Origin of the sequence: Acidimangrovimonas pyrenivorans (assembly GCF_042643245.1) — a bacterium.
Lineage (GTDB): Bacteria > Pseudomonadota > Alphaproteobacteria > Rhodobacterales > Rhodobacteraceae > Acidimangrovimonas > Acidimangrovimonas pyrenivorans.
Map to the genome: position 1 here is coordinate 249,192 of NZ_JBHRSK010000007.1, position 15,411 is coordinate 264,602.

15 protein-coding genes are annotated in these 15,411 nt (G+C 70.1%); 6 read left to right on the forward strand and 9 right to left on the reverse strand.

Features of this window, described 5'->3' with window-relative positions; all coding sequences use genetic code 11:
* The first annotated feature begins 35 nt into the window (after positions 1-35).
* The gene (locus ACFOES_RS11505; protein ID WP_377833417.1) at positions 36-656 is read left to right on the forward strand and encodes a LysE family translocator; all 621 of its coding nucleotides are present in this window, start codon (positions 36-38) and stop codon (positions 654-656) included.
* A 99-nt stretch (positions 657-755) separates the two neighbouring features.
* Here the strand turns inward: ACFOES_RS11505 and ACFOES_RS11510 are convergent, their stop codons facing one another.
* Positions 756-2,966: a hypothetical protein gene (locus ACFOES_RS11510; RefSeq protein ID WP_377833418.1), complete on the reverse strand. Its 2,211-nt coding sequence runs from the start codon at positions 2,964-2,966 to the stop codon at positions 756-758.
* A 448-nt stretch (positions 2,967-3,414) separates the two neighbouring features.
* On the reverse strand, positions 3,415-5,097 hold the full coding sequence (locus tag ACFOES_RS11515) for an ABC transporter permease (RefSeq protein WP_377833419.1): 1,683 nt from the start codon (positions 5,095-5,097) through the stop codon (positions 3,415-3,417).
* Between the two features lie 94 nt (positions 5,098-5,191).
* Between ACFOES_RS11515 and ACFOES_RS11520 the strand changes: the two genes are divergently transcribed.
* Positions 5,192-6,067: a hypothetical protein gene (locus tag ACFOES_RS11520; RefSeq protein ID WP_377833420.1), complete on the forward strand. Its 876-nt coding sequence runs from the start codon at positions 5,192-5,194 to the stop codon at positions 6,065-6,067.
* Between the two features lie 167 nt (positions 6,068-6,234).
* On the opposite strand, the gene ACFOES_RS11525 is transcribed toward ACFOES_RS11520, so the two are convergent.
* Entirely contained in the window at positions 6,235-6,495 is a 261-nt protein-coding gene (locus ACFOES_RS11525) for a DUF2312 domain-containing protein (protein WP_377833421.1), read from the reverse strand.
* A gap of 159 nt (positions 6,496-6,654) precedes the next feature.
* On the opposite strand from ACFOES_RS11525, the gene ACFOES_RS11530 reads away from it, so the two are divergent.
* Positions 6,655-6,873, forward strand: coding sequence for a hypothetical protein (locus tag ACFOES_RS11530; RefSeq protein WP_377833422.1), 219 nt, complete (start codon positions 6,655-6,657; stop codon positions 6,871-6,873).
* A 200-nt stretch (positions 6,874-7,073) separates the two neighbouring features.
* Here the strand turns inward: ACFOES_RS11530 and ACFOES_RS11535 are convergent, their stop codons facing one another.
* From ACFOES_RS11535 to ACFOES_RS11545, 3 genes are all read right to left on the reverse strand, one after another.
* A complete protein-coding gene (locus ACFOES_RS11535) occupies positions 7,074-9,164 on the reverse strand; it encodes a 3-hydroxyacyl-CoA dehydrogenase NAD-binding domain-containing protein (RefSeq protein ID WP_377833423.1) in 2,091 nt (696 codons plus the stop codon).
* 164 nt (positions 9,165-9,328) lie between these two features.
* Entirely contained in the window at positions 9,329-9,517 is a 189-nt protein-coding gene (locus ACFOES_RS11540) for a hypothetical protein (protein ID WP_377833424.1), read from the reverse strand.
* Between the two features lie 40 nt (positions 9,518-9,557).
* On the reverse strand, positions 9,558-9,875 hold the full coding sequence (locus ACFOES_RS11545; RefSeq protein ID WP_377833425.1) for a TraR/DksA family transcriptional regulator: 318 nt from the start codon (positions 9,873-9,875) through the stop codon (positions 9,558-9,560).
* A 381-nt stretch (positions 9,876-10,256) separates the two neighbouring features.
* On the opposite strand from ACFOES_RS11545, the gene ACFOES_RS11550 reads away from it, so the two are divergent.
* Genes ACFOES_RS11550 through ACFOES_RS11560 form a run of 3 tightly spaced genes read left to right on the forward strand, consistent with a single transcriptional unit; the run spans position 10,257 to position 11,556 of the window.
* Positions 10,257-10,682, forward strand: a complete 426-nt coding sequence (locus tag ACFOES_RS11550; protein WP_377833562.1) for a YeeE/YedE family protein — start codon at positions 10,257-10,259, stop codon at positions 10,680-10,682.
* The gene (locus ACFOES_RS11555; protein ID WP_377833426.1) at positions 10,682-11,116 is read left to right on the forward strand and encodes a DUF6691 family protein; all 435 of its coding nucleotides are present in this window, start codon (positions 10,682-10,684) and stop codon (positions 11,114-11,116) included. Before ACFOES_RS11550 ends, ACFOES_RS11555 begins: the two co-directional genes overlap by 1 nt.
* A gap of 8 nt (positions 11,117-11,124) precedes the next feature.
* On the forward strand, positions 11,125-11,556 hold the full coding sequence (locus ACFOES_RS11560) for a TIGR01244 family sulfur transferase (protein ID WP_377833427.1): 432 nt from the start codon (positions 11,125-11,127) through the stop codon (positions 11,554-11,556).
* Positions 11,557-11,720: 164 nt separating this feature from the next.
* Here the strand turns inward: ACFOES_RS11560 and ACFOES_RS11565 are convergent, their stop codons facing one another.
* The 3 genes from ACFOES_RS11565 to ACFOES_RS11575 are packed head-to-tail and all read right to left on the reverse strand — an operon-like array spanning position 11,721 to position 15,162.
* Positions 11,721-14,408, reverse strand: a complete 2,688-nt coding sequence (locus tag ACFOES_RS11565) for an ATP-binding protein (RefSeq protein WP_377833428.1) — start codon at positions 14,406-14,408, stop codon at positions 11,721-11,723.
* Entirely contained in the window at positions 14,405-14,797 is a 393-nt protein-coding gene (locus ACFOES_RS11570) for a hypothetical protein (RefSeq protein ID WP_377833429.1), read from the reverse strand. The genes ACFOES_RS11565 and ACFOES_RS11570 overlap by 4 nt, the downstream gene beginning before the upstream one ends.
* Positions 14,794-15,162 (reverse strand): response regulator transcription factor, encoded by a 369-nt coding sequence (locus ACFOES_RS11575; protein ID WP_377833430.1) that lies wholly within the window; start codon positions 15,160-15,162, stop codon positions 14,794-14,796. Before ACFOES_RS11575 ends, ACFOES_RS11570 begins: the two co-directional genes overlap by 4 nt.
* Positions 15,163-15,411 lie beyond the last annotated feature (249 nt).

The window sequence follows — 15,411 nt, forward strand, 5'->3', positions numbered from 1 at the left end:
TGGCTCGCTGCGGCCGGTCTTTACGGAGTATCCCCATGTCCCTCGATCTCTGGCTCGCCTTCGTCGCCGCCTCCACCGCCCTGCTGATGATCCCCGGCCCCACGATCCTGCTGGTGATCTCCTATTCGCTGACCCAGGGACGGCGGGTGGCGCTGGCGATGGCGCTCGGCGTGGCGCTGGGGGATTTCATCGCCATGACCGCCTCGCTGCTCGGGCTCGGCGCGCTGGTGCTGGCCTCGGCCAAGCTGTTCACGGTGCTGAAATGGATCGGAGCGGTCTACCTGGTCTGGCTCGGGTTCAAGCTGCTGCGCGCCGCGCCCAAGGCCGACACGATGCCCGAGGCGACGCCCAAGCAGGCGCGCGCGATCTTCGCCCATGCCGCCACGGTGACGGCGCTGAACCCGAAATCCATCGCCTTCTTCATCGCCTTCGTGCCGCAGTTCATCCACCTCGGCCAGCCGCTGCCGGGCCAGTTCGCCACCCTCATCGCCACCTTCGTCGGGCTGGCGACACTGAACGCGCTCGGCTATGCGCTGCTGGCCGACCGGCTGCGCGCCCGCATCCGCCGGCCCAACGTGCTGCGCTGGATGAACCGCGCCGGCGGCAGCGCCCTGATCGGCATGGGGCTGCTGACGGCGAACCTGGCGCGGAGCTGATCCTGTCGCCCGGCATTCACGCCGGGCGGCCACGCGCCCTCAGGGCAATGCACATGGCTTTGCCCTGCCCCGCTCCGGCCCCCTGGTCACGGGCAAGCCCTATAGCCCCTGCATCCGCTGGCGGATGAAGCGGTGGTCGCCGCGCGCCAGCACGTAGCGGCCGAGGCGCCGGGCCAGCTCGGGCCGGTCGCGGTCGAGCGCGCGCTGGAACAGCTCTTTCTGGTAGCGCGGGAAATCCTTGCGGGCGCGCAGGCGACGGTAGAAGTCGCGCTCGGTCAACTGGCCCGACAGCGCGCCGAGGATGATGTCGTTGAGAATGCCCATCTGCTGCAGTGACGAGCCCAGCCGGTGGCCCAGCAGCGGCGTGCGCAGCCTGACCACGTTGGGGGCGGTGAAGCGGTCGGCATGGCCGGCATCCAGCGGCTCGTAGGGATCGTAGAGGATCGTCACCCGCCGCGCCGCGCCCGAGACCCGTGCCGCGTCGCCGTATTTGCCGCTGAAATCGGCGTCCCAGACCACCTTGTAGCGCGTCTCCCACGGCACCACCGCCTTGTCGACCGTCGACTGGGGCGAGATCGCCACCACCTCGGCCCCCGGCGCCGCGCCCGAGAAGGCCGCGGCGGCGTAGCCACCCATCGAGGCGCCGTAGAACACCACCCGCTCGAAGCGGTCGAAGAAACCCTCGGCCGCCAGCGCGTCGAACTGGTCGCAGACCCAGGGGTCGCGATACCAGGTCCAGCCATTGGCCATCACCCCCAGCATCGACCAGCCCTGGCGGGCGATGAAATCGAACCCCCAGGGCTTGCGCCCCTCGCGCTTGTTCATCGCGATGTCGAGGTTGTCGAAACTGACGACGAGGGTGTCGCCGCGCGGGATGTAGAGGAAGGAATGCAGCCCGTTGTCGCGAAAGAAGCCCTGCGGCCCGGCCAGGTCGCGCGCCATCGCCGCCCAGTCGGGATCGGCCCCGGCATCGCCCGCCGCCTCCGGCGCCTTGGGCCGGAACAGCGCCCGGGTGACCGGAATGCCGTCATCGTCGCGCTCTGACAGCGTCTCGCAGGCGCCGAAATCGTTGAGGAACGGGTAGCTGCCGGATTTCTTGCGGATGTCGGTGACCATGACGCTGTCGGAATGCAGGCAGGCGCGCAGGAAGGGGGCGATATGCTTGATCTTCGCCCGGTCGCCAAAATTCTGCAGGTTGAGCAGCAGGTCGACGGGGCGCAGATCGGCTGCGCGCCGCACCACCCGCACCGCCTCTGCCGGCACGCCGTTGGCTTCCAGGAAGGCGCGGTACTCGGCCACCCAGCGGCTCTCGGCCTGTGGAAACTCGCCCCGGCGGTCGGCATCGATCAGCACGATATCGCAATCGTGCTGCAGCCAGGCGCCCAGCACCGCCGCCCGCGCGGTGCCGCCCAGATCGCCGATGCTGGCGACGCGGTCGAGCTCCAGCGCCTCGACCAGCCCGGATTCGAACAGCTCGCCGCCCCGGCCCCTGATCGGCGCCAGCTCGGGCCGGATGCCATGCGCCTCGACCAGCTTGGCGAGGTAGGAGCCGCGCCGCGGCAACCCGTGGAACCGCCGCCCCAGCTCGCGCTTGTTCGAGGCCCAGAGATGCAGCGCCGTGGTGTTCCCGGTCAGCCGCGCCTCGACCTTCGAGGCGGCGCGGATCATCCGGATCCGCTCGGGAAACGGGATCGGGTAGAAGGCGTCGAGCGGCTGCGCCCTGTCGGTCAGCCCGTGGGCACGGATGAAATGGGTCAGCATCATCGGCCCCCAGACGCCCCATTGCTGGGCGCTGACATGGACCGGCTGGCCGGCCAGCGCCGCCGCCTCGTATTCCGCCCTCAGCCGCGGCTTGACGAAGGGCGGGACGGCGAAGGGATCGGCGGTAAAGTCGAGCATGTCGGCCAGCACTGCGCTGTCGGCCGGCAACCCGAGCACGGCATTGTTGATCCGGTCGCTGTCGGGCAGCTCGTGGCCGAAGACATAATCGCTGTCATAGGCCATCGGCCGCAGGCAATAGACATCGGTATCGACCCAGATCATGCCCGGGCACTGCCTGAGCATGTGCAGCCGGAACAGGTCGGCGAACAGCGCAAAGCTGTCCTTCTTCTCGTATTTGAGGAAATCCTCGGTCTCGATGATCTCGCGCCCGTCGCGACGGATCACGCCCTCGGGCACGTTGGGGATATCGTGGTAGGAGAACAGGGTGATCCTTTGTCCGGCATCGACGAAGGATTTCAGGCAGAGCTGTTCCAGCCAGCTCAGCGCGCCGCCGATCCAGAGGGTTCCGACTTCCCGTTCCCGTGCCATGCCCTTGCCCCACCGCGCCCGTCCGGCGCCCGTCCGGCGCCCGCGCGGCGCCCCGTTCGCAGCCTGTCTAGCGGGGCAGTCTGGCGAAAACGTGGCCTTTTTCCAAGCGCAAGAGGGTATTCGCGCGGCAAGGGGAGGCGGATTGCGGGAGGCGGCGGGGCATTCGGAATGCGGGAGAGCGCCCCCTTCATGCAATGCGCACCTCCGCCCGCTGCGCCCGGGAACCGCGCAGGGCGAGCGCCTGCCCGTCCCGGCGGGCTGGCGCTTTGGCCAACCGCGCGCAATGCTCATATTGCGGAGGGGCTTGGCTGACATAAAGCGCAAAGTTCGGCAGTTGCAAGCGCCACCCCACGGGCAGGCGCCCGCCCTGCTCACGTTGCACTCAAGGACGGAGAAGGCCCGCAAAGCACCCGTAGCGGTGCCATCCACCACCACCCGCCCACCTTCCTCACGGCTTGGCGATCGCCCCCGGCCGGTTGGCCCGCGCCAGCAGCACCACCGCGACCAGCCCGACCAGCATCACCAGAATCGCCGCCGGCGAGGCGTCGCCCAGGTTCTCGAGGCTCGCCTTCTCCTGCACCCGCGTCGCCAGGGTGGCGAAGTTGAACGGCCGCAAGAGCAGCGTCGCAGGCAATTCCTTGACCCCGTCGACGAAGACCAGCAGCAACGCCGTGCCGACCGAGCCGCGCATCAGCGGCAGGTAGACCGCCCGCAGCGCGCCGCCCGCCGTCCGGCCCAGCGACCGCGCCGCCATCGGCAGGCTGGGCGAGACCCGGCCGAAGGCGCTGTCGATGGCGCCCTGGGCGATGCCGAAGAAGCGCACGCAATAGGCGATGACGATGGCCGCGGCCGAGCCGGTGACGATCAGGCCGGGATCGTAGCCGGTCAGCCGCAGCACCATGTCGGCGAAGGCGTTGTCGAAGCCGGCCATCGGGATCAGGATGCCGACCGCCAGCACCGCGCCGGGCGCGGCATAGCCGATCGTCGTCGCCGGCAGCATCAGCCGCGGCACCAGCCGCCCGCTCAGCCGGACGCCGTAGACCAGGAACAGCGCCGCCGCCACGGTCACGACCGAGGCGGTCCCGGCCACGGTCAGGGTGTTGATCAGCGCCCGGCCCAGCCCGCGGGCAACCCAGCCGCCGGGATTGTCGAGCGCGTGCAGCGCCATCACCGCCACCGGCAGCACGAAGCCCAGCAGCAGCGGCAGCAGGCAGGCCGCCGTCGCCGCCCAGCCCTGCCAGCCGCTCAGCCGCAGCGGCACCACCGGCCTGGCATGGCGCGCCATCTGGTAGAAGCGCAGGTTGCGCCGGCTCAGCCGCTCGATCCAGACCAGCCCGAAGATCAAGACCAGGATGACGCAGGCCAGCTGGGCCGCGCCGCCGGCATTGTTGCCCGACAGCCAGGTCGAGAAGATGCCGGTGGTCAGGGTCTGGACGCCGAAATAGTCGACGACGCCGAAATCGTTGACGGTCTCCATCATCGCCAGCGCCACGCCGACCGCGATCGCCGGCCGCGCCAGCGGCAGCCCGACCCGACGGAACAGGCCAACGGGCCCGGTGCCCAGCGCCCGCGCGACCTCGTAGGCCGCGCCCGACTGCTCGCGGAAGGCGCTGCGCGCCAGCAGGTAGACGTAAGGATAGAGCGCCGCCGACAGCACCACGACGGCGGCCCAGCGCGAACGGATCTCGGGAAACCAGTAGTCGCGCGGCGAACTCCAGCCCATCGCCGCGCGCAGTCCCGCCTGCACCGGCCCGGCATATTCGAGGAAATCGACCAGGGCATAGGCGCCGACATAGGCCGGCACCGCCAGGGGCAGAAGCAGCGCGTAATCCAGCAGCCGCGACAGCGGGAAGCGGTACATGCTGACCAGCCAGGCCGCCCCGGCGCCGACCGCCGCCGTCAGCACCCCGACCCCGGCCATCAGCAGCAGCGTGTTCTCCATGTAGCGCGGCAGGGTGGTGGCCAGCAGATGCGGCCAGATATTCCCCGCCGGCCGCAGCGCCATCGCCACCACGGCCAGGACCGGCGCCAGCACCAGCGCCGCGATCACCACCGCGCCCAGCGACCACGGGTCCGCCCGCAGCCGCCCGCGCCAGCGCGCGCCATAAACTTGACCATTTTGCTCGACCATCATCTTCCCGCCTACAGGAAAGCGGTTTAACTGTCCAGAAAAGCTCGTATAGTCGGCCCCGACGGAACAGCGCCCGAGCACGGGCCGGAGACCCATGAAGATCATCTACCACCTCGGCCTGCATTGCACCGACGAAGGCCGCCTCGTCGCCAACCTGCGCCGGAATGCCGGGCTGCTGGCCCAGGAAAACATCGTCGTCCCCGACCCCGATCGCTACCGCCCGGTGCTGCGCGACACGATGAACGCCACCCGCGGCACCGCCGTCAGCCACGAGACCCAGGAAACCATCCTCGACGCGGTGATGGACGAGGACGAGGCCGAGCGGGTGATCTTCTCGAACCAGTCCTTCCTGTGCAAGCGCGACCGGGTCCTGGGCGAGGGCGCGCTCTACCCGATGGCCGACGAGAGGGTGCAGTGGATGACCCGGCTGTTTCCCGACCACCGGTTCGAGTTCCATTTCGCGATCCGCAACCCGGCCACCTTCATCCCCGCCCTCTTCGCGCGCGAGAAGGAGCGCAGCTACGAGGAGTTCATGGCCGGGATCGCGCCGCACAAGCTGCGCTGGTCCGAGATGGTCGGCCGCATCCGCGCCGCCCTGCCCGAGGTGCCGGTGACGCTGTGGTGCGACGAGGACACGCCGCTGATCTGGCCCGAGGTGCTGCAGGCGGTCTCGGGCCACGATCCGAAAGCGCAGCTGGCCGGCACGATGGACAACCTGGTCCCGATCATGTCCGAGGAGGGGCTGCAGCGGCTGGCGGACTATCTCGACGCCAATCCGACGCTGACCGTGGCCCAGCGCCGCCGCATCACCGCCGCCTTCCTCGACAAATACGCGCTCGAAGACGAGATGGAGGTCGAGCTCGACCTGCCCGGCTGGGATGCCGATTACGTCGACGGCCTCACCGATCTCTACGAGAACGACGTGGTCAAGCTGGGCCAGATGCCCGGCGTCACCGTGATCGAGCCCTAGAGGCGTCCGGGCCAGCGCCGGCCGCCCTCACTTTCTGCTCTGAAATATCCTCGGGGAGCGCGAGGGGCAGACGGCCCCTCGCCCTGTCCTGTAGCGCCATTTCCCAGGCGCAATGGCGGCGGGGCAGGCAGCCCCTCGGCCGTGACGGCCCGTGCCGTCGACCGGCCTCAGCTCATCCCGAGGGCCGACTTGTACATCTCGAGCACCGCCTCTTCCTCGGCGACGTCGTCGGCGTCGCGCTTGCGCAGGGCGATGACCTTGCGCATCACCTTGGTGTCGTAGCCGCGCCCCTTGGCCTCGGCCATCACCTCTTTCTGCTGCTCGGTGATGTCCTTCTTCTCGGCCTCGAGATGTTCGTATTGCTCGATGAACTGGCGCAGTTCCTCGGCGGTGACGTTGTACTGGGCGTCGCTTACGGGGTCGCTCATATCTGCCTCTGATCCGGAGTTCCGCTCTTTCCCTAGCCGCCCCCCCGCCGCGGTTCAAGCGTCCCGCGCCTCGCGCGGTGCCGCTTCGTGCCGCGGCGGCGAAGCCTTGCCAGAACCGCCGCGCTCGGCTACCCGGGGCCGGAGCAACGGGAAGGATGCATGATGGAGCTTCTGATCTGGATCGGGGCGGCGCTGACGCTGGCCGGCGTGGCCGGGCTGCTGTGGTGCATCCTGGAGACCTTCAAGGCCCGCCGGGCCGGGTTGGACGACGCCGCGATGCGCGCCCGGCTGCAGCAGATCGTGGTCTGGAACATGGGCGCGCTCGCGGTCTCGGCGCTCGGGCTGATGGCCGTCGTCACCGGCATCGTGCTGAGCTGAGACGCCGCGCGCCGAGCGGCCGACGGGTGGCGTGAGCAAGGCGTTTCAAGCGCGCTTCAAGCGCGCACCGGGCGGAGAAGTCCGCGGCAGAAGCGGCCCGCTTCCCCGCCATCGCCTGCGCCACGGCTTCTTCTTTGCCGAAATACTCCCCGCGGAGCGTCCACCCGCGCCGTCCGCCCCCGCCGTCGGGATACCGCGCCCTATCCCTCGTCCATGTCCGAGAACTTGCGGCCGTACTTGATCATCTCCTCGAAGATCGCCGCCGGGGCCCAGAAGATCGGGTCCTCGCCGACATAATCCGCCAGCAGGTTGCGGATCTGCAGCATACCGCGCTGGTCGGCCGTCTGCATCGGCCCGCCGCGCCAGCGCGGGTAGCCGTAGCCGGCCAGCATCACCACGTCGATGTCGGAGGGCCGCAGCGCGATCCCCTCACCGAGGAGGCGCGCGCCCTCGTTGACCATGGCGCAGAGGCAGCGGTCGCGGATCTCGTCGTCGCCGATGGTGCGGGCGACGATGCCCTTGGCCTCGCGCTCGGCCGCGATCAGGGCCAGCACCTCGGGGTCCTCGCTGGCCGAGCCGGCGGCGTCGTAGCGGTAATAGCCGCGCCCGGACTTGCGGCCGAACCAGCCCGCCTCGCACAGCCGGTCGCCGATGGCGACATAGCGCGCCCGCGGGTCGCGGGTCCCGGCCAGCCGCTGGCGCCGGGCCCAGGAGATGTCGAGCCCGGTCATGTCGAGCACCTGGTAGGGCCCGAGCGGGAAGCCGAAGGCCCGCATCGCGGCGTCGACCTGGTAGGGCGTGGCGCCGTCCTCGAGCAGGAAATCCGCCGCCGTGCGATAGGCGGTGAGGATGCGGTTGCCGATGAAGCCGTCGCAGACCCCGGCGCGCACCGCCACCTTGCCCAGCTGTTTCGCCAGTTCGAAGCCGGTCGCCACCACGTCGGGCGCGGTCTGCGCACCGACCACGACCTCCAGCAGTTTCATCGCCGGCACCGGCGAGAAGAAATGCAGGCCGATCACGTCGGCCGGACGGCTGGTCACCCGCGCCAACTGGTCGATGTCGAGATAGGAGGTATTGGTCGCCAGCACCGCGCCCGGCCGCATCACCCGGTCGAGCTCGCGGAAGATGCCGGCCTTGAGCGCCTCGTCCTCGTAGACCGCCTCGATCACGAGGTCGGCCTCGGCAAGGGCGCCGACATCGAGGGCGCCGAACAGCCGCGCCCATTGGGCGTCGCGCTCCTTCTCGGTCATCTTGCCGCGGGCGATGGCCTGTTCCTCCATCACCGCGACCCGCTGCAGCCCGCCGGCCAGCGCGTCGCGGTCGCGCTCGATCAGCGTCACCCGCAGCCCGGCGCCGAGCAGGACATGGGCGATGCCGGCCCCCATCAGCCCGCCGCCGATCACCCCGGCATGGCCGACCGGGCGTGGCGTCTCCTTGGCCTCGGGGATCTTGGCCGCCCGCCGCTCGGCGAAGAAGGCATGGCGCAGGCCGGCGGATTCGGGCGAGGTGACGCAATCCTCGAAGGCGGCGCGTTCGAAGGCGAGGCCGTTGTCGAAGGGCAGGAGCAGCGCCGCCTCGACGCAATCGATGATCCGCCCCGGCGCCGGCAGCCGCGGCGCCTTCAGCCCGTCGCGGGCCGCCTTGATCGCGGCCTCGTAGGCGACCGGATCGCGCATCCCGTCGCGGCGGTCGCGGGTCGGGCGCGGGCCCTTGCCCTCGTCGGCCAGCATCACCGCCAGCGCCACCGCCTGTTCCAGCAGGTCGTCCTCGACGACGCCGTCGATCAGCCCCATCGCCATCGCCTCGGCGGCCCCGATCGGCTTGCCGGTCAGCATCAGCCGCAGCGCCTGCTCGGCGCCGATCAGCCGCGGCGTGCGCTGGGTGCCGCCGGCGCCTGGCAGGATGCCCAGCGTGACCTCGGGCAGGCCGACGCGGGCGCTTGCCAGCGCGATGCGGTAATGGGCGGCCAGCGCGACCTCGAAGCCGCCGCCCAGCGCGGTGCCGTGCAGCGCCGCGATCACCGGCTTGCTGCAGGCCTCGATCCGGTCGCAGACTTCGGGCAGCCACGGGTCCTCGGGCGGTTTGCCGAATTCGCGGATATCGGCACCGGCGGGAAAGGTGCGGCCGGCGGCGGCGATGACCACCGCGCGCACCCGGCTGTCGGCCTCGGCCACCGCGATGGCATCGACGAGACCGCGGCGCACCGCGTGGCCCAGCGCGTTGACCGGAGGATTGTCGACACTCACCACCGCCACGCCGTCGCGAACCGTCCAGCCGACCGCCTGCGCCATCTCACGCCCCTTCCTGATACCGTCAAACCCTTGCCGGTATTAAGAAGAATCGGGCGCCGAATGGCAATCCCCGGCACCTATCCCCGGCAGCCGCGCGCCGACGGACCCGACGCTCGGGCCCGCGGCTCGGCTCCGTCGCCCCGATCGCGCCGCCAGAGCGGCATTCAGACCGGCATGTTGTCGAAGACCGCCTCGACCTCGTCCTCGTCGGCATCGGCGCCGGGCACGTCGCGCGGCGGCAGGATGCGCGACAGGGCCGTCATCTCGTCAAGGAGCAGTTGCAGCGCCGGGCCCTCCGGCACCGCCAGATCGTCTTCGCGGCGGTCGGTTTCCGGTTTCGGTGCGCGTGTCATCTTTCCTCCTTGCCGCGCCGGGGCGCGGCGGATTTCGCCCTCACGGGGCGCAGTTCTTGCAAAACGGGGTATAGGGCAGCACGTCGAGACGCTCTTCGCCGATCTCGCTGCCGCAGGTGACGCAATAGCCGTACTCACCTTCCTCGATGCGCTGCAGCGCGGCCTCGATCATCCGGATCTCGGCCTTGGCGGCATGGCCCATGCCCTCGAGCACCTCTTCCTCCTCGCGCTCGGTCGCAAGCTCCTCCCAGTCCTTCGACTGGTGCGAGTCGAGCTCGCTGTCGATGGTTTCCATCCGCGCCTTGAGGTCGGCCAGCCGGGCTTCCATCTGCGCTTTTCTGACTTCGATCGGCGTCATCTCTGCCTCCCAAGACTAAGCCATCCTAGGCCTGCCGGGCATGCGCATCCTTGACGCAGGTCAACCGCCCGCGCCTGCCGGCAATTGCGGCATTCCGGCCAGGGCTTCGGCAGAGTCCCGCAAATGAAGCATTCATAACTTGATATATCATGATTCTTGTCACTATCTTGCGAGTATCCGTGAACCGAGGTGACCCGCCGGGGGAGGTATCGGCCACCTTGCCAACGGACCAGCGGTGCGCCAACGACGCGAACAAGGCGGCGCACAATCTGAAAAACGCTGCGCGACGGGCCACTTGGCGGTGGCCGGCCCGGTCGGTTCGTGCCATAGGCACGGCCGCCGACCGGGACGGAAGACAGGGAGAGAGGGATCAGGGAGATGATCGAACAGGATTGGGTCTGGGGCTTCATCGGGGGGCTGCTGATCGGCAGCGCCGCCGCGCTATACCTGCTGGTGAACGGCCGGATCATGGGCGCCTCGGGCATCGTCGGCGGCCTCATCGACCGCTCCGGCTGGCAGACCGCGCCCGAGCGGCTGGCCTTCATCGCCGGGCTGGTGGCGATCCCGCCGCTGCTGGTGCCGCTCTACCGCGTGGTCGACACCCATATCACGCCGAACATGGCCGCCGTGGTCGCCGCCGGGCTGCTGGTCGGCATCGGCACCAGGCTGGCCAATGGCTGCACCTCGGGCCACGGCGTCTGCGGCATCTCGCGGCTGTCGATGCGCGGCATCATCGCGACGACCTTCTACATCCTCGGCGGCGGGCTCTCGATCATCCTGTTCCGGCATATCCTGGGGGTGATCTGATGCATCGCAACCTCTACGCCTTCATCGCCGGCGGCCTGTTCGGCGCCGGACTCCTGGTCTCGGGCATGGTCGACACCACCAAGGTCCAGGGCTGGCTCGACGTCTTCGGCGCCTGGGACCCGACGCTCGCCTTCGTCATGGGCGGGGCGATCATCCCGATGGCGATCGCCTGGCGGGTCGCCGCCCGCCGCGCCAAATCCGTGCTGGGCACGCCGATGCCGCAGCCCGCACCGCCCAGGATCGACCGCAACCTGGTCCTCGGCTCGCTGCTCTTCGGCGCCGGCTGGGGCCTGGCCGGGCTCTGCCCCGGCCCGTCGCTCGCCGCGCTCAGCTTCGGCGGCCTCGGCGGGGTGGTCTTTCTCATCGCCATGGCAGCGGGTATGATGATGGCTCCCGGCCTGCGCGCCCGGCTCGACCGACTCGTTCCAGCATGAGGAGCAGCATGGAAATCCGCCAGATCAGCCACGACTACGCCGTCTCGCCCCAGATCGCGCCCGAGGACGCCGCCCGGATCAGGGAGGCGGGCTTCACCACCGTGATCTGCAACCGGCCCGATGGCGAGAACCCGCCCGAGAAACAGGCCGCCGCGATCCGTGCCGCGGTCGAGGCGGCCGGGATGACCTTCGTCGACAACCCCGTCGTCGGCGGGGCGCTGACGATGGAGAATGTCGAGGCCCAGGGCAAGGCGCTGCGCCAGTCCGAGGGTCCGGTGCTGGCCTATTGCGCCTCCGGCAACCGCTCGTCGATCGTCTGGGCCCTGGACAAGGCGGGCGAGCTGCCGACCGACGACATCGTCGCCGCCCCGGCGCGCTACGGCTACAACATGGAGATCTGGCGCGACCAGATCGAGGCGCTGGCCGCCCGCAAGGGCTGAGCCGCCGCCAAGGCCGGGGGCGCCGCCAAGGCCGGGGGCGCTGCCCCGTCGCCATTGTCGCTCGGACCAATGGCGCCCCAACGGCGACCCCCGGGATATTTATGAGCAGAAAGAACGCAAAGCGCGCCTGCGTTGCTTCCGAGCATTGAATATCCCCGCCGCCTTCACGCCGCCTGTGCCAGTTCGCGCGGGAAGCTGACCCGGAAGGCGCCGCCGCCCTGGCCCGGCAGATAGGCGATCGAGCCGCCCAGCTTGGACATGATCTCGCGGCAGATGGCGAGGCCGAGCCCGGCGCCGCCGGCACGGCTCTGGTCGCTCAGCCGGGCGAATTTCTCGAAGATGATGGCCTGGTCGGGCTTGGCGATGCCGGCGCCGTTGTCGATGAAGTCGACGTCGACCCGGTCGCCGTGCCTGCGCACCGCGATGCGCAGTTTCGGCGCCGGCGCGTCGCAATACTTGCGGGCGTTGCTGACCAGGTTGATGAAGACCTGCGCCAGCCGGTCGGCATCGGTGGTCACCGCGACGGCCTCGGCGGTCCGGTCGCGCTCGATGACCCAGTCGCGCCGCGCCCCGGCGATGCCCGCCGCCGCCAGCGCCCGGTCGATCAGCTCGCGCAGGTTGGCCGGGCCGGTATTCAGCGTCACCTGGCCGTTTTCGAGCACGCTGAGATCGAGCAGGTCGTCGAGCAGCCGGGTCAGCCGGATCGCCTCGTCATGGATGATGCCGCCGTATTTCTCGCGCAGCTCGGCCGGCATGTCGCCTTCCATCAGGATCTCGGAGAAGGCCCGGATCGAGGTCATCGGCGTGCGCAGTTCGTGGCTGATCTGGCTCAGGAAGGCGTCCTTCTGGACCGAGAGCTGGGTCAGCTTGTCATTGGCCTCGCGCAGGGCGCGGGCGGTGCGGGCCAGTTCCTCGGACTTGGCCTCGAGCTGGCTGGAATATTCCATGATCTGCGCCGTCTCGTTGGCCACCGCCATCAGGTCCTCGACCGAGACCGCGGCGCCGCCGACGATCTGGGCCACCATCGCATGCGCCGTCGCCGCGCCGACCGATCCCGACAGCCGGCGCTCCAGCCGCTCGATGAATTCCGGCGTCGTGTCGGGCAGGAAACCCGCCTTGCCCTGGGTCCGCGCCTCGGCCAGGAACATCGCCTGCGCCGCCTCGCCGCCCATGATCCGCTGCGCCATGACCAGCAGGTCCTCGGCCTCGGCCAGCCCGCGGGCCCAGCCGCGGGCGCCGCCGCCCTGCTCGAAGGCGTTGACGAACTGCGCCCCCTGCAGCCGCTCGACCGGGGCCGGGAAGGTCAGCAGCGAGCCGATGCAGAAGGCGAGCGTATTGGCGCTGAGCGACCAGACCAGCGCGTGCAGCAGCGGGTCCATGCCGGTGATGCCGAACAGGGCATGGGGCCGCAGCCAGCCGATGCCGAACGGGCCCTGCGTCATCAGCTCGGGCGACAGCAGGCCATGGGTGCCGAAGCTGGGCAGGAACAGGGTGTAGAGCCAGACCGCGAAGCCCGCGCACATGCCCGCCGCCGCGCCCACCCGCGCCGCGCCGCGCCAGTAGATCGCCCCCAGCATCGCCGGCAGCACCTGGGCGGCGCCGACGAAGCTGATCAACCCGATCGCCGCCAGCGCCTCGCCGCCGCCGGTAAAGCGGTAATAGGCATAGCCCAGCGCCAGTACCCCGGCGATCGACAGCCGCCGCGCCAGCAGCACCAGCGCCCGGACGTCGCCCGACTGGGTCGCGCCCGGCGCCCGCAGCGACAGCCACAGCGGCATGACGATATGGTTCGACACCATCGTCGCCAGCGCGATCGCCGCCACGATCACCATCGCCGTGGCCGAGGAAAAGCCGCCGAGGAAGGCCAGCATCGCCAGCCAGCCACGGTCGAAGGACAAGGGCAGCGTCAGCACGAACAGGTCCGGGTTCGACCCCGCCGGCAGCAGGTCGAGCCCGACGACGGCGATCGGCACCACGAACAGGCTCATCGCGAAGAGGTAGAGCGGGAAGGCCCAGGAGGCGGTGGCGAGGTGGCGCTCGTCGGAATTCTCGACCACCAGCACCTGGAACATCCGCGGCAGGGTGATGACGGCGGCGCCAGCGAGGAAGGTCAGCCCGGCCCAGCGCCCGGGCCGCAGGTCCCAATGGGCCAGCGGCGAGGCCTGGATCCGGGCGACGATGTCGGCCGGCCCGTCGGCGATGCCCCAGACGACGAAGATGCCGACCGTCAGCAGCGCCACCAGCTTGACGATCGCCTCGACCGCGATCGCGGTGACGACGCCCTGGTGCTGCTCGTTGGCGTCGAGGTTGCGGGTGCCGAAGAACACGGTGAATATCGCCAGCCCCGCCGCCACCCAGAGCGCGGTGACGTCGCGGCCGGGCACCGCCCAGCCCTCCGGCGCCGCGGTGGCGAAGGCGCCGAAGCTCAGCGTCACCGATTGCAGCTGCAGCGCGATATAGGGGGTGGCGGCGACCACCGCGATCACGGTGACGACGACGCCGAGCAGGTTCGACTTGCCGTAGCGCGACGAGATCAGGTCGGCGATCGAGGTGATGCGCTGGGTCTTGCCGATCCGCACCAGCTTGCGCAGCAGCCCCCACCAGCCGATGAAGACGATGGTCGGGCCAAGGTAGATGGTGGCGAATTCCAGCCCCGAGCGCGCGGCGTAGCCGACCGCGCCGTAGAAGGTCCACGCGGTGCAGTAGATCGACAGCGACAGGGTGTAGACCGCCGGCGAGCGCAGCCAGCCGATGCCGCCCGCCGCCGCCCGCCGCTCGACCGCGAAGGCGACGAGGAACAGGAAAATGACATAGGCCAGGCAGGTCAGGACCAGCAGGTTGAAGGGGATCATCCGCGCGGCTCCTGCCCCGCCCCCGGATTGGAAAGGCCCGGATCGGAAGGGCCAGGATCGGAAAGGCCCGGTTCGGCCAGGGTCGGCGGCGGCCCGGCAACGGGGCCGGCGGCGGGCCCGGTCTCGGGCAGCCCGGCGCCCTCGGCCTCGGGCGCCAGCGCCCGCGCCATCGGCACCGCGGCCAGGATCAGCCCGGCCCAGGCGATGAACAGGTAGATACCGTCATGCGCGGTCGAGCGCGGCGCCTCTCCCGGCTGCGGCGCCCACAGGATCGGCAGCAGGAACAGGCAGGCGCCGAGGATCGGCAACAGCCGCGCCGCGTCCATCAGCCGCCGCCGGCGATAGCTCTGCCGGGCCAGGAAAAGCGGCTGGCGTGGTGCCTCCTTCACAGCCCCACCAGATCGCGCATCGAGGCGAGGATCTCGGTATTGGCGAAGGGCTTGGTCATGAAGCGGCTGGCGCCGTAGCGTTCGGCCAGCTCGCGGTCCCGTTCCTGGCCCTTCGCGGTCAGCATCAGCACCGGCAGCTTCTCGTAGGCCGGATCGGCGCGCAGCTCCTGCAGCACCTCGAAGCCCGAGCGCCCGGGCAGCATCACGTCCAGCACCACGACATCGGGCGCCGCCGCGCGCAGCACCGCCATCGCATCCTCGCCGCTATCATGGGTCGTCACCTGCCAGCCATCCCGCGTCAGGATGAAGCGGATCGCCTCGATGATATTCGGCTCGTCCTCGATCAGAAGGACATGCTTGTCCATCCGATGCGTCCCCCCTGTCATTCCCGGCGCAGGCGCCGGCCTCCTGCCGTGACTATCACGCCAAAGCCGCCGGCTGTCAAAATCCCCGGCGCCGCAGCGCGATGGCGGGGGGAGTTCAGGCCGCCCCGCCCGGCGCAGTTCCCGCGCGATCTCCGAGCCAAGCTCGCTCCGCCCCCTCAAGCACCACCGGAGGGCCAGCCCCCCCTTCTTCTTTGCCCCAATACTCCCGCCGGAGGCGCCCCGCCCCCT

Coding starts and splice junctions, on each gene's coding strand:
- ACFOES_RS11505 (WP_377833417.1), top strand. CDS start 36: ATGTCCCTCGATCTCTGGCTCGCCTTCGTCGCCGCCTCCACCGCCCTG.
- ACFOES_RS11510 (WP_377833418.1), bottom strand. CDS start 2,966: ATGGCACGGGAACGGGAAGTCGGAACCCTCTGGATCGGCGGCGCGCTG.
- ACFOES_RS11515 (WP_377833419.1), bottom strand. CDS start 5,097: ATGGTCGAGCAAAATGGTCAAGTTTATGGCGCGCGCTGGCGCGGGCGG.
- ACFOES_RS11520 (WP_377833420.1), top strand. CDS start 5,192: ATGAAGATCATCTACCACCTCGGCCTGCATTGCACCGACGAAGGCCGC.
- ACFOES_RS11525 (WP_377833421.1), bottom strand. CDS start 6,495: ATGAGCGACCCCGTAAGCGACGCCCAGTACAACGTCACCGCCGAGGAA.
- ACFOES_RS11530 (WP_377833422.1), top strand. CDS start 6,655: ATGATGGAGCTTCTGATCTGGATCGGGGCGGCGCTGACGCTGGCCGGC.
- ACFOES_RS11535 (WP_377833423.1), bottom strand. CDS start 9,164: ATGGCGCAGGCGGTCGGCTGGACGGTTCGCGACGGCGTGGCGGTGGTG.
- ACFOES_RS11540 (WP_377833424.1), bottom strand. CDS start 9,517: ATGACACGCGCACCGAAACCGGAAACCGACCGCCGCGAAGACGATCTG.
- ACFOES_RS11545 (WP_377833425.1), bottom strand. CDS start 9,875: ATGACGCCGATCGAAGTCAGAAAAGCGCAGATGGAAGCCCGGCTGGCC.
- ACFOES_RS11555 (WP_377833426.1), top strand. CDS start 10,682: ATGCATCGCAACCTCTACGCCTTCATCGCCGGCGGCCTGTTCGGCGCC.
- ACFOES_RS11560 (WP_377833427.1), top strand. CDS start 11,125: ATGGAAATCCGCCAGATCAGCCACGACTACGCCGTCTCGCCCCAGATC.
- ACFOES_RS11565 (WP_377833428.1), bottom strand. CDS start 14,408: ATGATCCCCTTCAACCTGCTGGTCCTGACCTGCCTGGCCTATGTCATT.
- ACFOES_RS11575 (WP_377833430.1), bottom strand. CDS start 15,162: ATGGACAAGCATGTCCTTCTGATCGAGGACGAGCCGAATATCATCGAG.